The following is a 22,367-nucleotide window of genomic DNA, read 5'->3' on the forward strand; positions in this document are numbered from 1 at the left end:
ATCCGGCTAAGTGTCCACCACGAATAACCGAGCGGATAGGCCCGCAGGCTGACTATGGCAACTCGCATTCGTTGGTATTGGCACAGCATCTGTCAGGTCCATCCTCGCTGCGCTCGGACGGCGCGCGCACCTACAACCAGCACTCGGTTTGGTTTATTCGGTTATGCCGTTCCGGCAGGCACTTTGTGCCTGCGGGGATGAATGAGCGGCTCCACTCTGTTGTGTGGTGCGATGGCCGAATCAGCTTGCGCACCACTCCGGGTTACGGTTCGTGGTGGACACTTAGACGGACAAGCTGCTTTCTTTGGTCACTTTCTTTGCAGCAGTGTACAGACCGGAGACATAGTTGACACATGTACGAGGACATCGTTGACACCTGATGTTCAGGGTTTTGCTGCTTTCAGGTCAAGTTTTGCAATGCGTTGATGGGCAAACCAGAACTCAATTACGCCGTCTTCGTCGTGCTTTGGACGTGCGGCCACGTACAGCCCTTTGAGCGCAGTCGACAGACGCAGCGCCTCGCCTCTAAAACGCACCAGGCCATTTGAATTGACCCGCAGCACCTCGTCGGCAGGCCCGTATTGCGGTTCTGGCAGATGCTCGGGCATCGTCCGCGGGCTGGGCTGGTAGCGGCTCACCGGCGTCGCCAGGTCCAGCGCCTCATGCGGGCGTTGCGTGTTGTACACCTGTCGCCAGCGTTCCAACTCCTGCTGCACGTGGGCGTGGGTCGTGAACACGTGCCGCGCCAGCACTTCAGCTTTCAGCGACCGATGAAATCGCTCATCCTTGCCATTCGTCTGAGGATGATACGGTCGGCTGTAGCTCACGTGAATACCCAGTCTGATCAGCCACACCGCAAGCTCGGTCAACTGGCCCGGCGCACTCGGGGAGCCCCAAGGCGCACCGTTATCGGTATTGATGCGTGACGGTAGCCCATAGCAGCGAAACGCCCGCTTGAGCTCGGTCTGCACGACTTCCGTGGTAGTCCGGCCGCAGGCGGCGAGCACGATGTTAAAGCGCGAGTGGTCGTCGAGCACGGTCAGCGGCGCACAGCGGCCACCCTCCAGGGTCGGGAAATCGCCCTTGAAATCCATCTGCCACAGCGCATTCGGATGCTCGTGCTCGAAGCGCTGCCAGGGCCGCTGCGGTCTGTCCTCAGGCGCGTGGAGCAGGTCGTGACGGCGCAGGATCTCGGTGATCGTGGAGGGTGCGGGCACATTGGCGTGGCCGAGATCTTGCAGACGACGCTCGATCTTGCGTCCGCCCCAGCCGTACTCGCGGCGCAGGTCGAGCACGACGGCGACGATCTCATCGGGTGAGCGCGCGGGACTGTTGTGCGGACGACGCGAGCGATCGACGAGACCTTCAAGGCCTTGCGTCGAGTGGCGGGCAAGCCACTTGTAGCCGGTCTGGCGGCTGACGTTGAAACGTCGGCACAACTCGCTGAACGGCACGCGCCGTTGGGTGGCGAGTTGAACGAATTCCTGTCGGAGACTCATGGTGTCTTTTACGTTCCAGGGCATGGGAGGATTTCGGGCGTTCGATTACCCGAAAGTGTCAACCATGTCTCCGTACACCTGTCAGCTATGTCTCCGGTCTGTACACAGCAGCAAAGAAAGTGACTGCTGCCGCGCACAGCGGCGTGCTAATAAACCTACACGAAAGCAAGTTCCCAAAAAGCGCAGGCAAACAAAAGCAACGGGCGCGAGCAAGTTCCCAAAAAGCGCAGGCAAACAAAAGCAACGGGCGCGAGCAAGTTCCCAAATGCGCCCAACTGACCAAAGCAAAGCGCAAGCAATTTCCCAGAGGCGCAAGCAAACAAAAGCGACCGAGCGCCAGCAAAACCCCGTACTAAATGTAATGAATCAAAATTCCCGAGTGTGACGGAAATCGTAACGAAAACCGACGAACCCAGCGGGCAATTTGTAAGGAGGATGCCGCCGCACGGCCATGCCAAAAGCGCGTGCATGCGATAATCCCACCCACGTGTCCGTCCCTCAGTACATTCCCCGCGCGACCCAAACTTGAAAAACCTGCTAGTAAAACTAGATCGACTGGCCGATTTCGACGAAATCGTCGACGTCCGGACGCCGCTCGAATTCGCCGAGGACCACATCCCCGGCGCGCTGAACGCGCCTGTCCTCAGCAACGAGGAGCGGGTCGTGGTCGGCACGATGTACAAGCAGGTTTCGGCGTTCGAGGCCACGCGCGTCGGCGCGGCAATGGTCGCGCGCAATATCGCCACGCTGCTCGATACGACGTTCGCCGACCGGCCGCGCAACTGGCGTCCGCTCATCTACTGCTGGCGCGGCGGCAAGCGTTCCGGCTCGATGACGACATGGTTCAACATGATCGGCTGGCAAGCGCGGCAGCTCGACGGCGGCTACAAGGCGTATCGTCATTCGACGCTCGAAGCGCTCGCCACCGTGCCGCAACAGTTCCGCTATATCGCGCTCGTCGGGCATACCGGCAGCGGCAAGACGCGGCTTTTGCAGGCGCTCGGCCAGGCCGGCGCGCAGGTGCTCGATCTGGAGGCGCTAGCCGCGCATCGCGGCTCGCTGCTCGGCGCATTGCCGGGCGAACCGCAGCCGAGCCAAAAGGGCTTCGATACCTCGCTCGTGCAGACGCTCGGCCGTTTCGACACGGCGCGGCCCGTGTTCGTCGAGGCCGAGAGCCGGCGGATCGGCGCGATCACGTTGCCCGAAACGCTGTTGACGGCGTTCCATCGCGGTGCGTGCGTCGAAGTGGAAGCCGCGCACGATGACCGCATCGCGTTTCTTTTGCAGGACTACGGCCATCTCTTCGATCAACCCGAGTCATTCAAGCAGCAACTCTCGAAGCTGATCGGATTGCACAGCCGCGAGCGCGTCAACGGCTGGCTTCTGCGGATCGACCGGGGCGAGCGCGCGGCGCTGTTTCGCGAACTGATCGATCTGCATTACGATCCGGCCTATGCCCGCAGCAGCGGCGCGCATTTCAGCGAATTGCCGCGGGCGACGCACGTGGTGTTCCGTCCGAACGATGCCGACAATATCGAGCAGGCGAAGGCGCTGCTCGACCGGCTGAACAATGTCGCCGATGCGCCCGCCTGACTTTTTTCTTTAAATCCACTGGTTACACACGTCAATGCAAACACTTCGACAACCGCGCGTGGCGCTCGGATGGGTGACGTTCCTGCTGATCGCAGTCGTCGGTCTGTTCTACGTCAAATGGTTTCCCTATTACAACCGGGCGTTCGTCGCGGCGAGCCAGCATTCGATCGGCAAGTCCATCCTGATGGGCACCGCCGCGAACGCGCCCGCGCCGTCGCTGCACGCCGCGCTCGACTACGCGCTCGCCTACGGCAAGGCCATCTGGCAGGCGATGGTGCTCGGCCTCTTGCTCGGCTCCGCCGTGCAGGCGCTGATTCCGCCGCAATGGGTCGCGCGCGCGCTCGGCAAGAGCGACTTCGGCAGCGTCGTGAATGGCGGATTGATGTCGCTGCCGGGCATGATGTGTACGTGCTGCGCGGCGCCGGTCGTCGCCGGTTTGCGTGCGCGTCAGGCGGCGCCGGGCGCGGCTATCGCGTTCTGGCTCGGCAACACCGTGCTCAATCCGGCGACGCTGATTTTCATGGGCTTCGTGCTCGGCTGGCAGTGGGTGGGTCTGCGGCTCGCGCTCGGCGTTCTGATGGTGTTCGGCCTCGGCTACGCGGTGAACCGGATGGTGACGCCGAAGGAAGCGGCGGCATCGCGTGAAGCGCTCGGCAAGCTAGTGGAAGAAGATGTGCCCGGCACGGCGTTTTCGCGCTGGATCAAGATCCTCGGGCGCATGACGCTGCGTCTCGTGCCGGAATACATCGTGCTCGTCCTGCTGCTCGGCGCCGCGCGCGCGTGGCTCTTTCCGCATATCGGGCCGGATATCGATAACAGCGTGCTGTGGATCATCGGCTTCGCGGTGGCTGGCATGCTCTTCGTCATCCCGACCGCCGGCGAAGTGCCGATCATTCAGGCGATGCTCTCGCTCGGCATGGCGGCCGGTCCGGCCGGCGCATTGCTGATGACGCTGCCGCCGATCAGCGTGCCGTCGCTCGCCATGCTCGGCCGCTCGTTCCCGCCGCGCGTGCTGGCGTTTGTGGCGTCGGCGGTGGTGCTGTTCGGGATCGCGAGCGGGATGCTGGTGGTGACGTTCGGGTTTTGATTCGTTGCTTGATCGACAAAGGGCCGCTTCATTCGAAGCGGCCCTTTTGCTTTGGCGCGCCGATACGTCTACCCCGCCGCCCGAATCAACAGCTTGAACGGCAACGCCAGCAGCATCGCGCCGCCCACGCCGCCGAACCACAACGCCACGAACCACGCGACCCGCTTGACCTTAGTGATAGTGATGTTCGCCATGTCGCACCTTGCCTCTGAAGACCCAATAACCGAGCGTCGTATAAGCGATGATCACGGGCAGGATCACCGCTGCGCCCACGATCGTGAATAGCTGGCTCGAATGCGGCGCGGCTGCGTCCCAGATCGATACGCCGGGGAAAATCGCGTGTGGCGACAGGCTCGCGAGCAGCCCGCCGTAGCCCAGCAGCACGAACGCCAGCGCCATCAAAAACGGCCGCTTTTCATGGCGCGACTGAATCGAGCGGCGCATCAGCCACGCGCAGCCGAGCACAAGCACAGGCACCGGCAGCATCCGGTAAAAGAGCGGGGAATCGAACCAGCGCGTCGCGATGCTCGCATCCTGCAGCGGCGTCCAGACGCTCACGACGGCGATTGTCGCGAGTTGCAGCACGGTGAGCGGCCACACGATCCGGTAGAAGCGCCGTTGCAGATCGCCTTCGGTTTTCGCGATCAGCCAGCAGCAGCCGAGCAGCGCGTAAGTCACGACGAGCGCAAGTCCCGTGAACAGGCTGAACGGCGTGAACCAGCCGAACGGATCGCCGGCAAAGCGCCCATCGGCAACAGGAATGCCGTTCAGGAATGCGCCGAGCGCCACGCCCTGAAAGAACGTCGCGCCCGCCGATCCCCCGATGAACGCCAGATCCCACAGATGCTTCGTGCGCGATGCCTTGGCCCGAATCTCAAACGACACGCCGCGGAAGATCAGGCACACGAGCATCAGAATCAGCGGCAGATAGAGCGCGGAAAGCACGGTCGAGTAGGCCATCGGGAAGGCGGCGAACAAGCCCGCGCCGCCGAGCACGAGCCACGTTTCGTTGCCGTCCCAGACGGGCGCGACGGTGTTCATCATCAGGTCGCGTTCGTGCTGCTCGGGGAAGAACGGAAACAGAATGCCGATCCCCAGATCGAAGCCGTCCAGCACGACATACATGAGCACGCCGAGCGCGATGATCGCGGCCCAGGCAATGGTGAGATCCATGATTTACGCTCCTTCGATGGATTGATTCGCGGCGGCGAGCGGACGTCGCGCGGTGTGATTCGGATCGTTCGACGAAGGCGCAGATTCGACCGCGCCGGGCAGGGCGGGGCCGTGCTTCAGCAACTTGAGCAAGTAGTAGATGCCGGTGCCGAACACCAGCGTGTAGACGATCACGAACGCCAGCAGCGACACGCCCACCTGCTGCGCGGTCACAGGCGAAGCGGCGTTCGCCGTGCGCATCACGCCATACACGACCCACGGCTGCCGGCCCGCCTCCGTCGTCACCCAGCCGGCCAGCAACGTGATGAAACCGGTCGGTCCCATCGCGAGGACGAAGCGCTGGAACGCGCGCGATTCGTAAATCCGCTCGCGACGGCGCAGAACCCACGACAAAAGCGCCATCGCGATCATCAGCACGCCGAGGCCCGCCATGATCCGGAAGCTCCAGAACACGATGGTCGAATTTGGCCGGTCTTCCTTCGGAAACGATTTCAGCCCGCGAATTTCGCCGTCCCAGCTATGCGTGAGGATCAGGCTGCCGAGGTGCGGAATCGACACGGCGTACTTCGTGGTTTCCGCGTCCATGTCCGGGATGCCGAACAGATTCAGCGCGGTGCCGCCTTTCTCCGTGTCCCACAAGCCTTCGATCGCCGCGATTTTCGCGGGCTGATATTCGCGCGTATTGAGACCATGCTGATCGCCGACGACCGCCTGGATCGGCGTGAGCACGAGCAGCAGCCAGAGCGCCATCGAGAACATTTTTTTGACCGGCGCATCGCGGCGGCCTTTCAGCAGATGCCACGCGCCGGTCGCGGCGACCACCAGCGCCGCGACGATAAACGCGGCGATCGCCATATGCGCGAGCCGATACGGAAACGACGGATTGAAGATGATCTTGAACCAGTCGACCGGCACGACGTGATCGCCTTCGATACGAAAACCCTGCGGCGTCTGCATCCAGCTATTCGACGCGAGAATCCAGAACGTCGAGATCAGCGTGCCGACCGCGACCATCAGCGTCGCACTTAAGTGCGCGCGCGGTCCGACCTTGTTCCAGCCGAACAGCATGATCCCGAGAAAGCCCGCTTCGAGGAAGAACGCGGTCATCACTTCATACGTGAGCAGCGGCCCCGTGATAGGGCCGGCGAAGGTCGAAAAGCCGCCCCAGTTCGTGCCGAATTCGTAGCTCATCACGACGCCCGACACGACGCCCATGCCGAATGCAACCGCGAATACCTTCGACCAGAACAGGCACAGTTCCTTGTAATGCGGCTTGCCTGTCTTGAGCCACGCGCCTTCGAGCACGGCGATAAAACTCGCCAGCCCGATGCTCAGCGCCGGGAAAATGATGTGGAACGAGACGGTGAACGCGAACTGGATTCGCGCGAGATCGAGTGCTTCCGGAGTCGGGTGCATGATGGCTTGCAAACGTCGCGATCGCGCTCGAACTAGCGCGGTGGCATCGGCCTGAATGTGAGTGAAAACGGGCGGAGCTTAGCGAGTTTTCGAGACAAAAGTTGCGCTGCATCAAAGTGCGCAGGATGCGCGAATATGCCGCATTTGAAGGGTTTTTATGTGCGTAAGCGCTTGATCGTTCTATGTTTTCGAGATGCGATAGCGATTCGGCGAACGGTGCGCATGAGCGATTTCCGCGACAATCGACCGCACTGCGTCAATCTGCCCGGCGCTTGGCAATCCCCGGCGCTTTTTACAGCGCGCGCGGCAGGCATTTCGCGTGCGGCGGTTACCATACGGTTTTCGCGAAGGCAGAACGGAGAACAAACATGCGCCTCGATGACGAACGGGAAAGTCAGAACGTAGAAGACCGGCGCGGCGCGGGCGGCGGCGGTGGTGGCGGATTCAGGATCGGTGGCGGCAGTATCGGCATCGGCACGATCGTGGTGGCGATCGCGGCGTCGTATTTTTTCGGCATCGACCCGATGTTGATTTTGAACGGCGCGTCCGTGCTGCAGGGCAACGCGCCGCAGCATCAGGCCGCCCCGAGCAATCAGGCCGCCAATCAGGCCACCAATCAGGCCGCCAATCAGGCACCTGCGACCGATCAGGGCGCGGTATTCGTCCGCCGCGTGCTCGGCAACACCGAGCGCACGTGGCAACAGATTTTCCGCACGCAGTTCAATCAGGACTATCCGGCGCCGACGCTCGTCATGTTCAGCGGCGGCACGCAGACGGCGTGCGGCACCGGCGAGGCCGCGATGGGCCCGTTCTATTGTCCGGCCGACCGCAAGGTCTATATCGACTTGTCGTTTTATCGCGAGTTGCGCGACCGGTTCGGCGCGAGCGGCGACTTCGCGCAGGCGTATGTGATCGCGCACGAAGTCGGGCATCACGTGCAGAACGTGCTCGGCATTTCCGACAAAGTCGATGCTGCGCGCCGCCGGATGACGCGCGAGCAGGCCAACCAGTTATCCGTGCGCGTCGAATTGCAGGCCGATTGCTTCGCGGGCGTGTGGGCCGCGACGGCCCAGAAAAATAACGCGAAGCTGATCGAGCCAGGCGATTTCAAGGACGGGCTGAACGCAGCGGGCGCGATCGGCGACGACCGGTTGCAGAAGGAAACGCAAGGGCGCGTCGTGCCCGAAGCCTTCACGCACGGCACGAGCGAGCAACGGCAACGCTGGCTTCAGCGCGGTCTCACGTCCGGCGACGTTCAGCAATGCGACACCTTTGCTGCAAAAGCGCTCTGACAATCCGCCGCGCGACGGCTCGCTCACGCTCCTTTCGGCATCTTTCCATCCGGGGCTGGATGGCCGCGCGCAGTGGAAAATGCAGTAGAGAATGCCGAGCTTTAGACCGATAATTCGGAAAGTTCTCGTGGCGTCGGCTTCAACGCGCCGATACCGCGAAGCATCGCCAATATCCCGAATCCGGACCACCGGCCCGCCGACAAGCGCCTCGCCCGCGCGGGCCGGGTCGCCGGACGAACCGAAGTTCTTCACTGCATCCCCATGAAGCGAATCCTGATTGTCAAAGTCACGTCGCTCGGCGATATCGTCGAGACGCTGCCGGTTGTTTCCGATCTGCGGCGCGCCTTTCCCGCAGCGAAGGTCGATTGGGCCGCAGACGCCGCGTTCGCTGAAATCATTCGCTGGAATCCCGAAGTCGATCGCGTGCTGAGCGCGCCGCTGCGCAAATTTAAGAAGGCGCGAAGCTGGAACGACCTGAAGGAAATCGGCGCGTCGATCGGCGAACTTCGCGCTGAAAAGTATGACGTTATCGTGGATATTCACGGCGTCTACAAGAGCGCGATCATCGCGTTTCTGGCGCGCGCGCGCCGCCGTTACGGCTACCGGAATCAGGATCTCGGCGAGCGCGGCGCGGCGTTTGCCTACAACGCGCGCTTCGGTCCACGTCCGGACACGGACGCGTGGCGCGGCATGCGCGTGAGCGTCGCGGACGCGCTCGGCTACACGCTGCAGGATCCCGCCGACTACAACGTGCGTCTCCCTGCGCTCGAAAAAGACCTCGGCATTCCGCACGACTTGCCGCTCGCGATGCTGTTTCACGCGACATCGGCCGATATCAAAAAGTGGCCGATCGAACGCTGGGCCGAAACGGGCCGCTCGCTGACCGCGCGCGGCTACCGGATCGCGCTGCCGTGGGGCACCGAAGGGGAGCGTGGCGAGGCCGAGCAGATTGCGGCGCTCGTGCCGGGCGCAATCGTGCTGCCGAAGCTCACGGTGACGGAATGCGCGCACTGGATTCAGGCGTCGGAACTCGTGGTCGGCATGGATACTGGGCTCGTTCACCTCGCGCATGCGTTGGGGCGTCGAACGGTCATGCTATTTAAGGCGACATCGCGCCATCATTTCGGCGTCGATCTGGCGGGACAGTCGGTTTCGGTCGGCGATCACGGCGCGTCGCCCGAGGTGCCTGAAGTGCTGGCGGCGATCCAGAGCGTAATCGCCGATCTGCCGCGCGGCTCGGCCAGCGAAATTGTGACCGTGACGTCTCACTGACGTCGCATTACGTCTCTCGGACATTTCAACCACGCCGCTCGCCCGATAAAAGGTTTATGCGCATAAATCTTGCGGACTGATCTTCGGCCCGCGGCGGCGGCCTTTTTCGGTCAAACGTTTGCTTCCGGCGCGTCCGGTTTTTGTTCTTGACGAGATACGTGTTAGGTATGAGGATTGCTCTACCGATACAAATTGTCCGACCAATGACCGCAGAAATCAGCGTCGATTCAATTCGGACGCCCCCGATCGTACTTCGTCCGGCTGACATTCCGATCGACACGCCGATTGATTGGCCGCTTGTCGATATGCGCGGCGCAACGCTGTTCGACGCCGGCACGCGTTTCCCCGATGAGGCCGCGCGCGCGTTTCTGTTCCGTCATTTCGAGCCGTATCGGCCAGCCGCCGACCACGCCGACGCACCGATTTCTGGCGAATCCGCGCCGAGCGCGCCCATCACACTCGACGATATCGGCCTGAAAATCGGCGCGCGGCTGGGTTTGCGCGCGCTCGTCGGCGCATCGACGAACATGTATTCCAGCCGCGTGATCGGATTTTCTTCGGCGCGGGTGAATGCACCACGCGCGCTTTTCATCACGCAACCGCTGATGGCCGGGCACGATCCGCTCGAATTGACGCGCGGTGAACAGGTCGATCTAGTCGCGTTGTCGAGCCGCGCGGTCGTCCGTTTCGCGTGCACCGTCGACATGGTGTGCCGCGAACCATTCCCTTATGTCGTGTTGTCGGAGCCGGGCTTGATCCGTAAATTGCGCGCACGCAAATTCGCGCGGATGGACACGCGGCTCGCCGCGCGTTTTGGCCGCGAGGGCAGCGCGCCGACGGAAATCGGCCGGATTTGCGATATTAGTCCGTTCGGGATGTCGCTCGCCGTGATCGCGGCGAACGCGAAGATGGGCGACCGGTTGCGGGTCGCGTTTCACTTCGAAACGGACGGAATCGCCGTGCATATCGACACGCGCGCGGTCGTCCGGCACGTGACGCAATCCGACGCGGCGCACCGGAACGCCGCTTATGGACTGGAGTTCGAATTGCTCGAACCGTCGCAGCGGATCGCGTTGAAATCGTTCATGGCGGACAGCGTTTAGGCGCGTTGCGCGCGGCGGCTGTTCCGCCGTGGCTTATAGGTTCAACCCGCCGGAAATCCGTCCGGGAAGAGACGTTCGACGGCCGCCTCGAAATGCTGGATGGGCGCCGCGCCGCGCAACGCGATGGGCGGCGGCGGTTCCTGATCCGGCGCGCCGTCGCGCGAAAGGACGGCGAACGGCACGCCTGTCACGCCGATCTTTTTCGCGAATTCTTCATCCTCGATCACGAGATCCGTATAGGTGCCGTCATCGAGTGATTCTTCCAGCATTTCCGGATCGATCCCGCAGGTCGCAGCGATGTCGAGCAGCGCGTCGGTGTCGCCGATGTCGATGCCATCCTCGAAAAAAGCCTTGAAAATCGCCCGATGCACGATGTCCTGCCGATTCGTCTCGCGGGCGAACAGCACGGTTTCGAACGCCTTGCGGCTGCGCGGCTGGACCGGCGGCAGACGCAGCGTCATGCCGCGCTCGGTCGCCATCGGATACACCGCTCGGTCCCAGGTGTCGTGCAGGGAATCGGCGTTCGGATCGAGCGTCGGCGTGGGTTCCGGACGAAGCTCGAACGCGTGCCAGCGAATTTCGACGGCGTCGCCATAGGCGTTGCGGAACTGGTCGAGGACGGGAAGTTCGAGGTAGCAGAACGGGCAGACGTAGTCCGACCAGACGTCAACGTAGAGGGTGGGGCTTGTCATATAAGGCTCGCGGCGGGTCTATCCAAAATCTATCCAAAATCTATCCAAAATTCCATTCAAAATTCTACCCTGCCTTGGCCTTCACTTCAGTCCACTCGCTGCCTCGGCTGTCGCGATACAGCGCGGTCATTTCTGCTGACTTGTGACCAGAGAGAGCCTGTGCAAATTCGGCGCCGAACTGTTCGGTATAAAGTCGCGCGGTAAGCGATCGTAATTAGTGGAAAGACGCGGGCGTCTTCCCGTCGGGCGGCACGACGCCGGCGGCATCGCGGATCGCCGCGAATTTCACGCTGAGATTCGTTGGCTGCAGGCGTCGCCTGGGGAGCTTTCTCCGTTCTTGCGAATTTAATGAATGACGTGTTTCGAGACCACGTTGTCTATGCAGCGCTTGAGCGTCTCGCCTAATGTGATTGGGTCGCGTGAGTGCGGTTTTGCGTCCTGCGGCGCGGCCATGCCCGATGCACGGCCGATGGCGGCCCGAACGAAGGTCTGCGGCACGGTGCAGTGCCGTGTCATCTGCAAGTCTTCGACGTAGTGATACAAGCTGGCTGGGTTTTCGTCATCGGTGGGTGCCCGTTTGTGTGTATGGTCGTTTTCACTGTCACGAATCGGGGTGCGCCGTCAGAGCGTCACCTTGTTGCCGTTGCCGTCGGTCAGCATGAGGTGCTCGCGCAGCTCGGGGTATTGCGTGGCAAACCAGAGAAGTGCGGCGCCTCCAACTCGGCGAGCGAACTCGTCGTCAATCTGATGATTCGCATCGACCTCATGCGACATCGCAAGATTCATCCGCGCGTCTTTCAGTACGTGCGCATCGACTAAGCCGGTCCGGACCGCTTTGGTTTCTGGATCGTAATAGCTCACGAAAAATTCAATCATCGATATCCTCTGCATGCTCGATAGTCTTGAAAGGCCTGCTCTTTACATGCCAAAAGAGTTCGCATGTCGCCGCCGTACATCTTGCTGAGCAAACCGCAATAGGTCATTCGCGCTTCGTACATGGCGTCGCATTCTGCCTCCTCCGCGGCGCTCACGCCGCGCGCCGCGATCTCCTCCACGTCGCCACTAATGGCGTCTTCACTGTACTCGAACGGCGCGGCGTCGCCGAGCGACGTCGATGTCTGTGCATCGGCGAAATGCGCGGCACGAGCTGCGAGACTGGCGTCCAGCTTCGCGGCGAGCCGGTCCATGCGGTAGTCATACTCGATGACGTACTGGGTGGCTGCGTCGTAGGATAGCCCCAGCGATTCCATAGCCATCTGGTGAAATGAGCGCGAGGCGGGCGGTGGGGCCGCGTGGCTTCCCGAGTAGCCTCCTGTCCGCGCCTCGCGAGCGATGAGCAAGACGCTGTCGCCGCGCACCATCGACATCAGCACCTCTACGACCTCGATGTCAGTTCCCGATTTCGCCAGTCGGTCGTGCCAGTGGAAATTCGCGCCTAGGAATTCACGCACGCGCCGCACGAGGCCTGCATCCTCAGCCCACACGTTGGCGTGCGCCCGCTCGGCAAATCTCTTCCCCTCGTCGACCGCCGCCTTTTCTGCGTCGGTTGGGTGGATGTCCCGCTGGTATTCGTCGCGCCGATACATCATCCAGCGATACTGCGAGTCTGTCCTGAGTTCTGTCGCCATGAGCCCGCCCATAAAAAAGCCGCCCGAGGAGGAGCGGCGAATGTGCGCTGCGTGCCGGCCGTGGTGAGGGCAGCGCAATGAGGGAATGTCGATGGTGCAGGGAGCGAGCGGGTCGCAATATCAGATCGGTCCGATATCCGGATAGCGGAAAAAAGAAAGCCCCGCGAACGCGGGGCTGGAGTAAAGAAGCTTGGATCGAACGCCCGTGTGACGCAGGGCTAGGCTGCCGCCGCGTCTTCATCGCGGCGCTAACTGCCAGGCTTTGCAGAGCTCCGCACGCTAGAGATACTGACTACATTGTCGGGCATAAGCGAGGGCGAAGATGGCAAAAACGAGTCCAATAAATCGGGTTGTACGTACATCTCACGAGCGACTGCAAACCGAGCTACGCCGAATTGTTCTCTCATATTCCGAAGACTCTCGACGATAACCTCTGGCTCTTCCTTTGGCATCAAATGGTCTTCGGTTTCCTGGACGGCTTCGCCGTGGCGTGTCAATCCAATGTGGCCAGATCTCGCCTGGTCGTCAGTGAGCGCTCCGAGCTGACGGCCCCGAAAAATAATAGCCGCCTTCGGGACCACCCACCGCAGCTTTAGCTCAGACAGTCCCGGCCAATTGAGGCGAGTGCCGCGGAGTGTCAGCTTGCACTCGGTAGCGAATGTACTTCGAGGCAGTAGGAGCGCGCTGGCGAATCGGTTGGCTTGCGTTTCCGTGAAACGATCACCTGCTTGTCATATAAGGCTCGCGGAAACTCGTTAAAAGCGTTGTCGCGAATTTTACCCCGGGCTTCGGATCACCTAAAGACCACGCCTAAAACCCACGCCTCAAAACCCGCCATCCATCACGATCTTCGTCCCGTCGCTGAAACGCGAAAGCCGGAACGCGTGGGGATCCACGAGCGGCGTATCGTTGGCGACCATATCCGCCATCAGCCGCCCTGCGCCCGGCCCGATGCCGAAGCCATGTCCCGAGAACCCCGTCGCGATAAACACGCCGCGTTTATCGGCGACGCTGGAGATGACCGGCACGGCGTCGGGCGTCACGTCCATATAGCCCGCCCACGCCTGCGCCACCTTCACCGGCCCGAGTTGCGGAAAGATCGCGCGGAATTCGTCGAGCGCGGTCTGGTTGAACGACTCGACCGGCGCTGGATCGAGCGTGCGGACTGTCTCGAACACGGTCGGCGCGTCAAGCCGCCAGCGTTTCGGACGACGCAATTCCTCGAAAAATCGCGCGTTGAAACCGAGCCGGATCGACCCGAACTGGCTTTTGAGCGCAGGCAGATATTTCGCGAACAGGCGAAAACTGTCGGGCGTGATATCGCTGTAACTGCGAAACGCGTTGGCGAGCGTGTAGCCGCCGTCGAGCCGCTTGCGGTAGCCGAGCGCGTGATTGCACGCGCTGACTTCCGGCCCGCCGTCGACGGGTTCGGTGCGCAAAACCGGCGAGCGGACCATCAACTGCGGCACGTCGATCCCCAGATTGCCCGCGAAAAGACGCGTCCACGCGCCGCCCGCAACGACCACGCTCGAGCAGCGGATCGCGCCGTATTCGGTGACGACGCCGCTCACCGCGCCGCCCGACATTTCCACGCCGCGCACGGCGCACGGCGTCAGCACCTTGACGCCCATGCCACGCAGCGCGCGGGCGATGGCGGGCGCGGCGCGCTGCGGTTCGGCGCGACCGTCGCTCGGCGTGAAAATGCCGCCCGCGAAGCGCCGTGCCGCGCCCGGCATCAGCGCGGCCACTTCCTCCGGCGAGACGATCCGCGAATCGATGCCGTCGCGCCCGACGAGCGCATGCGCGCGTTCGAGCCAGTCGCGATGCCCGCTCATGGCCGGTTCGGCGTCGGCGGCGTAGAGAATGCCGCATTGGCGAAAACCGGTATCGATGCCCAGTTTCGCGTCGATCCCGCGCCAGATCTTCAGGCTTTCGATGCTGAGTTCAAGTTCGCGCAAGTCGCGATGCGTCGCGCGGCACCAGCCCCAGTTCCGGCTCGACTGCTCGCCCGCAATATGGCCTTTCTCGCACAGCGCGACCGACACGCCTTTTTCGGCAAGAAAGAGCGCGGTACTCACGCCGATAATCCCGCCGCCGATCACGACGACATCGACCTGGCTTGGCAGCGCGCGGTCTTCCGCGACATATTCGACTGGTGGTCCCATTTGTTCCCCTGGTGCGCCGCTCCGCGGCTGACTGCGCCCTGCGCGCCGATCCGTTACGATGTAACGGCGCGAGAAGGCCCGGTGCGGTGATCGAAACGCACGATGATAAGTGTCCGCTGACAAATCGTCGACCGCCCAGGCATTGCGCGTTCTTCAAGTCTTAAGTCTTGTATCGGCGCGCTTTTCCGGATCCTCCGGGGCGCGCTGCTCGAAGGGCTCGCGTAACGTGACGGACGCTAACGTTTCCTCACTGCGCTTCAGCCCCAGGCATCCACACTCACATCAGGAGAAACTCGTGCAAAAGACAGCATCGGCCAAGTGGAGCGGTGGCATCAAGGACGGCAAGGGCTATATTTCGACGCAAACCGGCGCGCTCAAGGACGCACCGTACGGATTCGCAGCGCGTTTCGAAGGCGGGCCGGGCACGAATCCGGAGGAACTGATCGGCGCGGCGCATTCGGGCTGCTTCACGATGGCGCTTTCGCTGCAGCTCACCCAGGCAGGCCTGACGGCGGAGAGCATCGAGACGAAATCGACGGTCACGCTTGAAAAGGACGGCGACGGTTTCACGATCACCGCGTGCCATCTCGACGTGAAGGCGAAGATTCCGGGCGCCGACAAGGCTGCTTTCGAGCAGGCGGCGAACGGGGCGAAGGAAGGTTGCCCGGTGTCGAAGCTCTTCAAGGGCAACGCAAAAGTGACGATGAACGCGGAACTGGAGTCCTGACGCGCGCTCTGCGTCGTCTTGCGTGATAAAAAAACGCGGCCATCCGGCCGCGTTTTTCATAGCGCCGGCTTTCGCGCCTTGCTTGCGTGTTTATCGGCGTACATCGCGGTGTCGCTATCGGCCAGGAGATCGCCGATGGACGCGTGGCGCGCCGGGTCGAACTGCGTCACGCCGACGCTGAAGCAGACGTCGTAGCCGCGCCGCGCGGCGGCGTTCTGGGCGTCCAGCGCGTGGCGCAGGCGCGCGAGCACCTCAGTGGTTTCGTCGAACTTCGCGTCGGTCAGGAGCGCGACGAATTCGTCGCCGCCGAGCCGCCCGATCACGTCGCTGTCGCGGAGCGCCACGCGCAGCAAGCCGGCGAAGGTTTCCAGCGCGCGGTCGCCTTCGGCGTGGCCGTAGGTGTCGTTGATCTGCTTGAAGTCGTTGAGGTCGAAGAACAATAGCGACGCCGGCCGGTCGAGCCGCGCGCATAGGTTGAGCGCGTGCTGCGCGAGCGCCTCGAAGCCGCGCCGGTTCGAGAGCAGCGTGAGTTCGTCCATGGTGGCGAGATGGAGGGCGGCGAGTTCCTGCTCGGCCATCCGGCCGAGATCGCGCAGCAATTCGCGATCTTCCGCGTCGAACTCGCGCGGCTCGATATCGATCAGGCACAGCGTGCCGAGCTTGCTGCCGTTCGGCACGGTCAGCGGACATCCCGCGTAAAAGCGGATGCCGGGTTTGTCGAGGACGAGCGGGTTATCGTGGAAACGCGCGTCGTTCAGCGTGTCCGGCACGAGCAAAAGTTCGTCGCTCAAAATAGCGTGCGCGCAAAACGAGACGTCGCGCGGTGTTTCGGACACCGGCAGCCCGATGCACGACTTGAACCACTGGCGATCGGCATCGACGAGACTCACGAGCGCGATCGGCACGCCGAACAGGCGGCGGGCGAGCCGCGTGAGACGGTCGAAACGCTCCTCGGGCGCGCTGTCGAGCACGTTCAGCGCGCGGAGCGTGGCGAGACGCGCGGGCTCGTCGGCGGGCTTCGGTGGAAAGATCATCGGTGCGTCTCCTGTTATCAGCGGCGGATTGCCGGGCGCGGACGGCAACCGCCTTGCGGCATACGATCTTGTTCCGATTGCCTCGGCGCCAAGTGGTTCCGCGGCGCATGTCACGGCTTACGGCATGGTCCGGGCCGGCTTGACCTTGGCCGGTGCGGGCGGCGAGAAACTCGCGGGCCGCCGGGTGCTTTTCGCTATGATGACCGCGTGCCGGCTTTTCCGCTGCGCACAGCCTGCAGAAGCGTTTCAGCGGTCGAAGCCAAATGCTGCTTTTTTCCACCACCACGCACGGAGCGTCGATGAAATTCAAGCTGCACTGGACCGTAATCATGCCGATCGTCGCTGTCGCGGTGTTCTGCCTGACGCTTTTCGTGCCCAGCACGATGCTGCTCGTCATCTCGGCGATCGCGCTCGCGGGCGCGGTGTTCGCCGCCGTGCATCACGCGGAAGTGGTGGCGCATCGGGTCGGCGAGCCGTTCGGGACGCTCGTGCTCGCGGTCGCGGTGACGGTGATCGAAGTGGCGCTGATCGTGTCGGTGATGCTGTCGGGCGGCCCGGAAAAGGCCGGCTTGCCGCGCGACACGGTGTTCGCGGCGATCATGATCGTGTGTAACGGGATTGTCGGGCTGTGTCTGCTGGTCGGCGGCATGCGCCACCACGTGCAAAATTTCCAGTTGCAGGGCGCGAGTGCGTCGCTCGCCATTCTCTGCGCGCTGGCCGTGCTGACGCTCGTGTTGCCGAACTACACGAGCACGGTACCCGGGCCGACGCTCTCGACGTCGCAACTGGTGTTCGTCGGCGTGATTTCGCTCGTGCTTTACGTGGTGTTCGTGTTCGTGCAGACCGTCCGGCATCGCGATTATTTTCTGCCGTTCACGCCCGTGCGCGATCCGAACGCCGCCGAAGAAGAACACGCGCCGCCGCCGACCAACGCCGAGGCCTGGGCGGCGGTCGGCTGGCTGCTGCTTTCGCTGGTGTCCGTGGTCGGCCTGGCGAAGCTGCTTTCGCCGGCGGTCGAGGCGGGCGTCGCGAGCGCGGGCGCGCCCGAAGCGGTGGTGGGCGTGGTGATCGCGGCGCTGGTGCTGTTGCCGGAAGGACTCGCCGCATTGCGCGCCGCGCGCCTGAACCGCTTGCAGACGAGCCTGAATCTCGCGCTGGGATCGGCGCTCGCGAGCATCGGCCTGACGATTCCGGTGGTGGGCGTCGTGTCGATCATGATCGGCCAGCCGATCTCGCTCGGCCTCGCCGATAAGGAAACGGTCCTGCTCGCGCTGACGCTCTTGGTCAGCGTCATCACGCTCGGCACCGGCCGCTCGACGGTGTTGCAGGGCGTGGTTCACCTCGTGATCTTCGCGACGTTCCTGTTTCTTTCGGTCGTGCCGTAAGGCGGTTTCGCGCTGATCCACCGCAATCCTTCGACTCGCGGGACAAGCGGCCATTGGCCGCTTTGCGTTAGCATTCGGGGCTTTTCGCAAAAATCCGCTCTCCGGCGCGGCGTTTTTGCCAGCAATCCCTGAAAGTCTCGAAGGAAACTGGAATGTCACACAAGAACTACCCGTCGTTTGTCCGTCAGGCGATGATCGGCGCCCTTATCGCGGCCAGTTCGTTCGCCGTCGGCGCGCGCGAACTCACGCAAATCCGCTTTGCGGTGGATCCGTCGTATCCGCCGTTCGAATCGAAGCAGGCCGACGGCAAGCTCGTCGGCTTCGATATCGATCTGGGCAATGCGCTATGCGCCGAAATGAAGGTGAAGTGCGTGTGGGTCGAAAATAATTTCGACGGCATGATTCCCGGCCTGAAGGCCCGCAAGTTCGACGCCGTGCTGTCCGATATGGGCATCACGGAAGAGCGTCTGAAGCAAATCGACTTCACCGACCCGATGTACGACACCCATGCGCAACTCGTCGCGCGCGCGGGTTCCGGCCTGCTCCCGACCGCCGCGTCGCTGAAGGGCAAGCGCGTGGGCGTCGAGCAGGGCACGATCCAGGAACGCTACGCGAAGGCAAAATGGCAGCCGAACGGCGTGACCATCGTGCCCTACGCCGATCAGGAACAGGTGGAGTCGGATCTGGTCGCGGGCCGTATCGACGCAGTGTTCACCGATGCCGCGCAAGCCGCCATCGGTTTCCTGAAGAAGCCGCAGGGCAAGCCGTTCGCGCTGGTGGGGCCGATCGTCGAAGATCCGATTATTGGCCCGGGCACGGCGATCGGTCTGCGCAAAGGCGACGCCGATCTGAAGAACGGCCTCAACCAGGCCTTCGCGACGCTCAAGAAGAACGGCAGTTTCAAGCAGATCATGGGCAAATACTTCGCGACCGATATCTCGGTGCATTGAACCCCGGTCAAACGTTGCGCTTAGCCAAGCACCCCTTTCGAGGAGTGTTTTTTTATCTGGCGTCGTTACGCGCCAACGATGCGCGCGTTTCCCTTCGGCGGCGCGTCGCGGTATAACGCGGGAACTTCGTTTATCTTGCGCTCGCCATCATGCAGGTCCGTCACCATCCGCTTATCAGCCCGACGCTCGGCACCGCGCGCGAAATCCTGAGCTATCACTACGGCGATCCGCGCGCGCCGCATAAGGTCTACATTCAGGCCGCGCTGCACGCCGACGAACTGCCCGGCGTGGTTGTCGCGTGGGTGTTGAGGCAGCGATTCGCCGCGCTCGAACGAGCGGGGCTTTTGCGCGCGCATATTGTGATCGTGCCGATGGCGAACCCGTCCGGCATGGCTCAGCACTGGTTCGGCGCGCAGATGGGCCGCTTCGACATGCATTCGGGCCAGGACTTCAACCGCCGTTTCCCGGCGCTTGGGGCCGCGGTCGAGGCGCGCGTGACGCGCAAACTCAGCGACGATCCCGAGCACAACAAAGCCGTCATCCGCGCCGCGCTGCGTGACGAAATCGCGACGCGCCGCGCGGCCACCGAACTCGAATCGCAACGCATCGCGCTGCTCGCGCTCGCCTGCGACGCCGATCTCGTTATCGACCTTCATTGCGACTGGGAAGCCGTTCCGCATCTCTACACCACGCCCGAAGCGTGGCCCGCCGTCGAACCGCTCGCGCGCTATTTGGGCAGCGAGGCGCAATTGATCGCGGACATTTCGGGCGGCGAACCCTTCGACGAAGCGTGCGCGGGCGTCTGGTCCTATCTGCGCGAACGTATCGGCGCGCGTTTTCCGATCCCGTCCGGTCTCACGCCGGTGACGCTCGAATTGCGCGGCGTGCGCGACGTTTCACACGATCTGGCGACACGCGATGCCGACGGTATCGTCGATTATCTGACGCTGACCGGCGCGATCGCCGGGACGCCCGCGCCTTTACCGCCGCTGCTGCGGCCGGCCACGCCGCTCGCCGGTTGTGACTACGTCAGCGCGCCGGTTGCCGGCGTGATCCTGCACACGCGCCATCCCGGCGAGTGGATCGAAGCGGGCGAGACCGTCGCCGACCTGCTCGATCCGGCGAGCGACGCGCTGACGCCGCTTATCGCAAAGACGAGCGGCGTGCTTTATGCGCGCCACTGGTCGCGGTTCGCGACGGCGGGCATGCTGGTCGCGCGAATCGCAGGAGCAGCGGCGCTGCGCGACGGCGATTTACTGGTTCCTTAAAGATCCAGCAAAAAGGAACGGTAAAAGTGACCTCATTTTCAAACTTCGAATAACCGAATTGCGGTTTTTTCGCCACATCTTTTTGCAATGCAGCATCTTCAAGCGTATAGTGAGGGTATTCCCTTAGTGATTAACCCGGATACGACCATGAAGACCTCTGCTCAAACCTCGATTCTCGTTTCTTTCGGTTCCTGGCTCCGCAAGGCAACCGCTGCAGTTCGCCGTGAAGCGAACCGCGCCATCGACCTGCATCTGCAAAATTGCGAAGTGCTTGTCGAAGCCTATCGCCGCAAGTAAGCCTTGGTCGCGCTGCCGGTAGTTCAGACAGTCGTCCAGAAGAAAACGCCCCGAAAACCTTGCGGTTTTGCGGGGCGTTCGCTTATGGGGAGGACGGAACCTTCTGTCAGATTGCCCAGCCGCCGAGGTAAAACACCGCCAGCACCGCCGCGATAACCACGGTTCCCACGTTCAGCTTGCGGTATTCGCCTGCGATCACCCGGCCGATCACCAGCGTGCAGAAGCCGAGCATGATGCCGGTCACGATATTCGCGCTCAACACGATAAACACCGCGCAGACGAGGCCCGACATGGCGTCGATACTGTCTTCGCGATGCAGCTTGCTCACGTTGCCGAGCATCAGCAGCCCGACGTACATCAGCGCGGGCGCCGTGGCGTAGGACGGCACGAGGCTCGCGAGCGGCGAGAGGAACATGACGGCCAGGAACATCGCGCCGACCACCGTCGCCGCGAGGCCGGTTTTAGCGCCCGCCGCCACACCCACGGTCGATTCGATATACGCCGCCGCCGGCGCACCGCCAAAACACGCGGAGAAGATCGAACTCACCGAATCCGCCGTCAGTGCGCGGCCGCCGTTGATGATGCGGCCGTTTTCGTCGATCTGGCCTGCCTGACCGGCCACCGCGCGAATCGTGCCGGTCGCGTCGAAGACAGCGGTCATCACGAGTGCGAGCACGCTCGGCAAGACGGCCATCGAGAGCGCGCCCTTGATGTCCATCGCGCCGATCAGCGAAGCGTGGCCCGGCGTGCTGAGCGACGGCAGCGCGAAGATGCCGTGGAAGCGCACGGAGGGATCGAAGGCGAGGCCGAGCGCGGAAAGACCGACCACCACAAGCAAAATGCCGCCCGGCACGCGCCGGCGTTCCAGCCCGACGATCGCCGCGAGGCCGAATACCGACATCAGCACCGGAAACGCCGTGATATGACCGAGCGAAACCGGCATGCCCGCCGCCGGATTCTTCACGATCAAGCCCACGTCGTTAGACGCGATCAGCAGCAGGAACAAGCCGATGCCGATCCCCGTGCCGTGCGCGACGCCTGCCGGCAGGTTGCGCAGAATCCACGAACGCACGCCCGTTACCGAGATCGCGGTGAACACCACGCCCATCAGAAAGACCGCGCCGAGCGCCACGTTCGGCGACAAGCCCTTGCCGAGCACCAGCCCGAACGCCGTGAAGGCCGTGAGCGAGATGGCGCAGCCGATGGCAATGGGCAAGCGCGCCCAGAGTCCCATCAAGAGCGAGCCGAACGCGGTCGTGAGACACACGGCGACAAACACCGCGCTCGTGTCGAAGCCCGCCTTGCCGAGCATGCCGGGCACGACGAACACCGAATAGACCATCGCGAGAAACGTCGTGATACCGGCGACAACTTCGCGCCGTTGCGTGCTGCCGTTCGCGGAGATGCCGAAATAGCGGTCGAGCGGGCCACCTGCCTTGGCCGGAGTATGAGTGTGAGTGTGTTCCCCGGTGTCGTCGACACCGATACCGCCTAGCGGCTGGGCGTGGGGTTCCATCATGAGCTGCTCCTTTATCAGCGCGCTGAAACGGCTGGTCCGCGTTTGAGGCGGTCAGCTGTCATCAGGGTCGTCTCGTCTGTATTTTTAGGTTTGACCTCGAATCCGGCGTGGCTGGACTCGGTCAGGACAAAGACTAGGCGAACATAAAGCGCTGTCCAATCGCCGGATCGCCATGCCGGTCATGCCGTCGCCCTTATAGTTGCGCGCGCTTATCCCGCCGATAACAAAAAAAAGGCCGGATCGTAAGATCCGGCCTCGGGTTAAACC

21 protein-coding genes are annotated in these 22,367 nt (G+C 62.8%); 10 read left to right on the forward strand and 11 right to left on the reverse strand.

The genetic code is table 11. The features are described 5' to 3' along the window. Positions 1 to 383: 383 nt before the first annotated feature. The gene (locus tag AC3D25_RS26060; RefSeq protein WP_488888149.1) at positions 384 to 1,523 is read right to left on the reverse strand and encodes an IS481 family transposase; all 1,140 of its coding nucleotides are present in this window, start codon (positions 1,521 to 1,523) and stop codon (positions 384 to 386) included. Between the two features lie 501 nt (positions 1,524 to 2,024). Here AC3D25_RS26060 and mnmH point away from each other — a divergent pair. Together mnmH and AC3D25_RS26070 are read left to right on the forward strand one after the other, a co-directional pair. After that, positions 2,025 to 3,092 carry a tRNA 2-selenouridine(34) synthase MnmH gene (gene mnmH / locus AC3D25_RS26065; protein WP_488891373.1) on the forward strand — a complete coding sequence of 356 codons (1,068 nt, stop codon included), beginning with the start codon at positions 2,025 to 2,027 and terminating at the stop codon, positions 3,090 to 3,092. Positions 3,093 to 3,126: 34 nt separating this feature from the next. Then, complete coding sequence (locus AC3D25_RS26070; RefSeq protein WP_488891374.1) at positions 3,127 to 4,179, forward strand: permease; 1,053 nt, start codon at positions 3,127 to 3,129, stop codon at positions 4,177 to 4,179. Positions 4,180 to 4,247: 68 nt separating this feature from the next. Here the strand turns inward: AC3D25_RS26070 and AC3D25_RS26075 are convergent, their stop codons facing one another. Genes AC3D25_RS26075 through AC3D25_RS26085 form a run of 3 tightly spaced genes read right to left on the reverse strand, consistent with a single transcriptional unit; the run spans position 4,248 to position 6,768 of the window. After that, the gene (locus AC3D25_RS26075; protein ID WP_488891375.1) at positions 4,248 to 4,373 is read right to left on the reverse strand and encodes a hypothetical protein; all 126 of its coding nucleotides are present in this window, start codon (positions 4,371 to 4,373) and stop codon (positions 4,248 to 4,250) included. Continuing rightward, positions 4,351 to 5,352 (reverse strand): cytochrome d ubiquinol oxidase subunit II, encoded by a 1,002-nt coding sequence (gene cydB, locus AC3D25_RS26080; protein WP_488891376.1) that lies wholly within the window; start codon positions 5,350 to 5,352, stop codon positions 4,351 to 4,353. Before cydB ends, AC3D25_RS26075 begins: the two co-directional genes overlap by 23 nt. Before the next feature lie 3 nt (positions 5,353 to 5,355). Beyond that, positions 5,356 to 6,768, reverse strand: a complete 1,413-nt coding sequence (locus AC3D25_RS26085) for a cytochrome ubiquinol oxidase subunit I (protein WP_488891377.1) — start codon at positions 6,766 to 6,768, stop codon at positions 5,356 to 5,358. A 368-nt stretch (positions 6,769 to 7,136) separates the two neighbouring features. Between AC3D25_RS26085 and ypfJ the strand changes: the two genes are divergently transcribed. From ypfJ to AC3D25_RS26100, 3 genes are all read left to right on the forward strand, one after another. After that, a complete protein-coding gene (ypfJ, locus tag AC3D25_RS26090) occupies positions 7,137 to 8,060 on the forward strand; it encodes a KPN_02809 family neutral zinc metallopeptidase (RefSeq protein WP_488891378.1) in 924 nt (307 codons plus the stop codon). A gap of 261 nt (positions 8,061 to 8,321) precedes the next feature. Beyond that, positions 8,322 to 9,332 (forward strand): lipopolysaccharide heptosyltransferase I, encoded by a 1,011-nt coding sequence (gene waaC / locus AC3D25_RS26095; protein ID WP_488891379.1) that lies wholly within the window; start codon positions 8,322 to 8,324, stop codon positions 9,330 to 9,332. 203 nt (positions 9,333 to 9,535) lie between these two features. After that, positions 9,536 to 10,435, forward strand: coding sequence for a flagellar brake protein (locus tag AC3D25_RS26100; protein ID WP_488891380.1), 900 nt, complete (start codon positions 9,536 to 9,538; stop codon positions 10,433 to 10,435). Between the two features lie 41 nt (positions 10,436 to 10,476). Here the strand turns inward: AC3D25_RS26100 and AC3D25_RS26105 are convergent, their stop codons facing one another. From AC3D25_RS26105 to AC3D25_RS26125, 5 genes are all read right to left on the reverse strand, one after another. Next, on the reverse strand, positions 10,477 to 11,127 hold the full coding sequence (locus AC3D25_RS26105) for a DsbA family oxidoreductase (RefSeq protein ID WP_488891381.1): 651 nt from the start codon (positions 11,125 to 11,127) through the stop codon (positions 10,477 to 10,479). Between the two features lie 345 nt (positions 11,128 to 11,472). Then, the gene (locus AC3D25_RS26110) at positions 11,473 to 11,643 is read right to left on the reverse strand and encodes a hypothetical protein (RefSeq protein WP_488891382.1); all 171 of its coding nucleotides are present in this window, start codon (positions 11,641 to 11,643) and stop codon (positions 11,473 to 11,475) included. A gap of 105 nt (positions 11,644 to 11,748) precedes the next feature. Continuing rightward, complete coding sequence (locus tag AC3D25_RS26115) at positions 11,749 to 12,003, reverse strand: hypothetical protein (RefSeq protein ID WP_488891383.1); 255 nt, start codon at positions 12,001 to 12,003, stop codon at positions 11,749 to 11,751. Continuing rightward, on the reverse strand, positions 12,000 to 12,755 hold the full coding sequence (locus AC3D25_RS26120) for a hypothetical protein (protein ID WP_488891384.1): 756 nt from the start codon (positions 12,753 to 12,755) through the stop codon (positions 12,000 to 12,002). Before AC3D25_RS26120 ends, AC3D25_RS26115 begins: the two co-directional genes overlap by 4 nt. 824 nt (positions 12,756 to 13,579) lie before the next feature. After that, on the reverse strand, positions 13,580 to 14,920 hold the full coding sequence (locus tag AC3D25_RS26125; RefSeq protein ID WP_488891385.1) for an NAD(P)/FAD-dependent oxidoreductase: 1,341 nt from the start codon (positions 14,918 to 14,920) through the stop codon (positions 13,580 to 13,582). 295 nt (positions 14,921 to 15,215) lie between these two features. Here AC3D25_RS26125 and AC3D25_RS26130 point away from each other — a divergent pair, with 295 nt between their 5' ends. Continuing rightward, positions 15,216 to 15,647: an OsmC family protein gene (locus tag AC3D25_RS26130; protein WP_488891386.1), complete on the forward strand. Its 432-nt coding sequence runs from the start codon at positions 15,216 to 15,218 to the stop codon at positions 15,645 to 15,647. A 56-nt stretch (positions 15,648 to 15,703) separates the two neighbouring features. Here AC3D25_RS26130 and AC3D25_RS26135 read toward each other — a convergent pair whose 3' ends face one another. Continuing rightward, complete coding sequence (locus AC3D25_RS26135) at positions 15,704 to 16,681, reverse strand: GGDEF domain-containing protein (protein WP_488891387.1); 978 nt, start codon at positions 16,679 to 16,681, stop codon at positions 15,704 to 15,706. A gap of 299 nt (positions 16,682 to 16,980) precedes the next feature. Here AC3D25_RS26135 and AC3D25_RS26140 point away from each other — a divergent pair, with 299 nt between their 5' ends. The 4 genes from AC3D25_RS26140 (at position 16,981) to AC3D25_RS26155 (ending at position 20,581) form a co-directional block, all read left to right on the forward strand. Further along, entirely contained in the window at positions 16,981 to 18,066 is a 1,086-nt protein-coding gene (locus AC3D25_RS26140) for a calcium:cation antiporter (RefSeq protein WP_488891388.1), read from the forward strand. A gap of 152 nt (positions 18,067 to 18,218) precedes the next feature. Continuing rightward, on the forward strand, positions 18,219 to 19,016 hold the full coding sequence (locus tag AC3D25_RS26145; RefSeq protein WP_488891389.1) for an ABC transporter substrate-binding protein: 798 nt from the start codon (positions 18,219 to 18,221) through the stop codon (positions 19,014 to 19,016). A 149-nt stretch (positions 19,017 to 19,165) separates the two neighbouring features. After that, positions 19,166 to 20,284, forward strand: coding sequence for a succinylglutamate desuccinylase/aspartoacylase family protein (locus AC3D25_RS26150; protein WP_488891390.1), 1,119 nt, complete (start codon positions 19,166 to 19,168; stop codon positions 20,282 to 20,284). A gap of 147 nt (positions 20,285 to 20,431) precedes the next feature. Next, complete coding sequence (locus tag AC3D25_RS26155; protein WP_488891391.1) at positions 20,432 to 20,581, forward strand: hypothetical protein; 150 nt, start codon at positions 20,432 to 20,434, stop codon at positions 20,579 to 20,581. A gap of 106 nt (positions 20,582 to 20,687) precedes the next feature. Here AC3D25_RS26155 and AC3D25_RS26160 read toward each other — a convergent pair whose 3' ends face one another. Further along, positions 20,688 to 22,100: an NCS2 family permease gene (locus AC3D25_RS26160; protein ID WP_488891392.1), complete on the reverse strand. Its 1,413-nt coding sequence runs from the start codon at positions 22,098 to 22,100 to the stop codon at positions 20,688 to 20,690. Positions 22,101 to 22,367: the final 267 nt, after the last annotated feature.

The organism is Caballeronia sp. SL1002, from assembly GCF_057814995.1.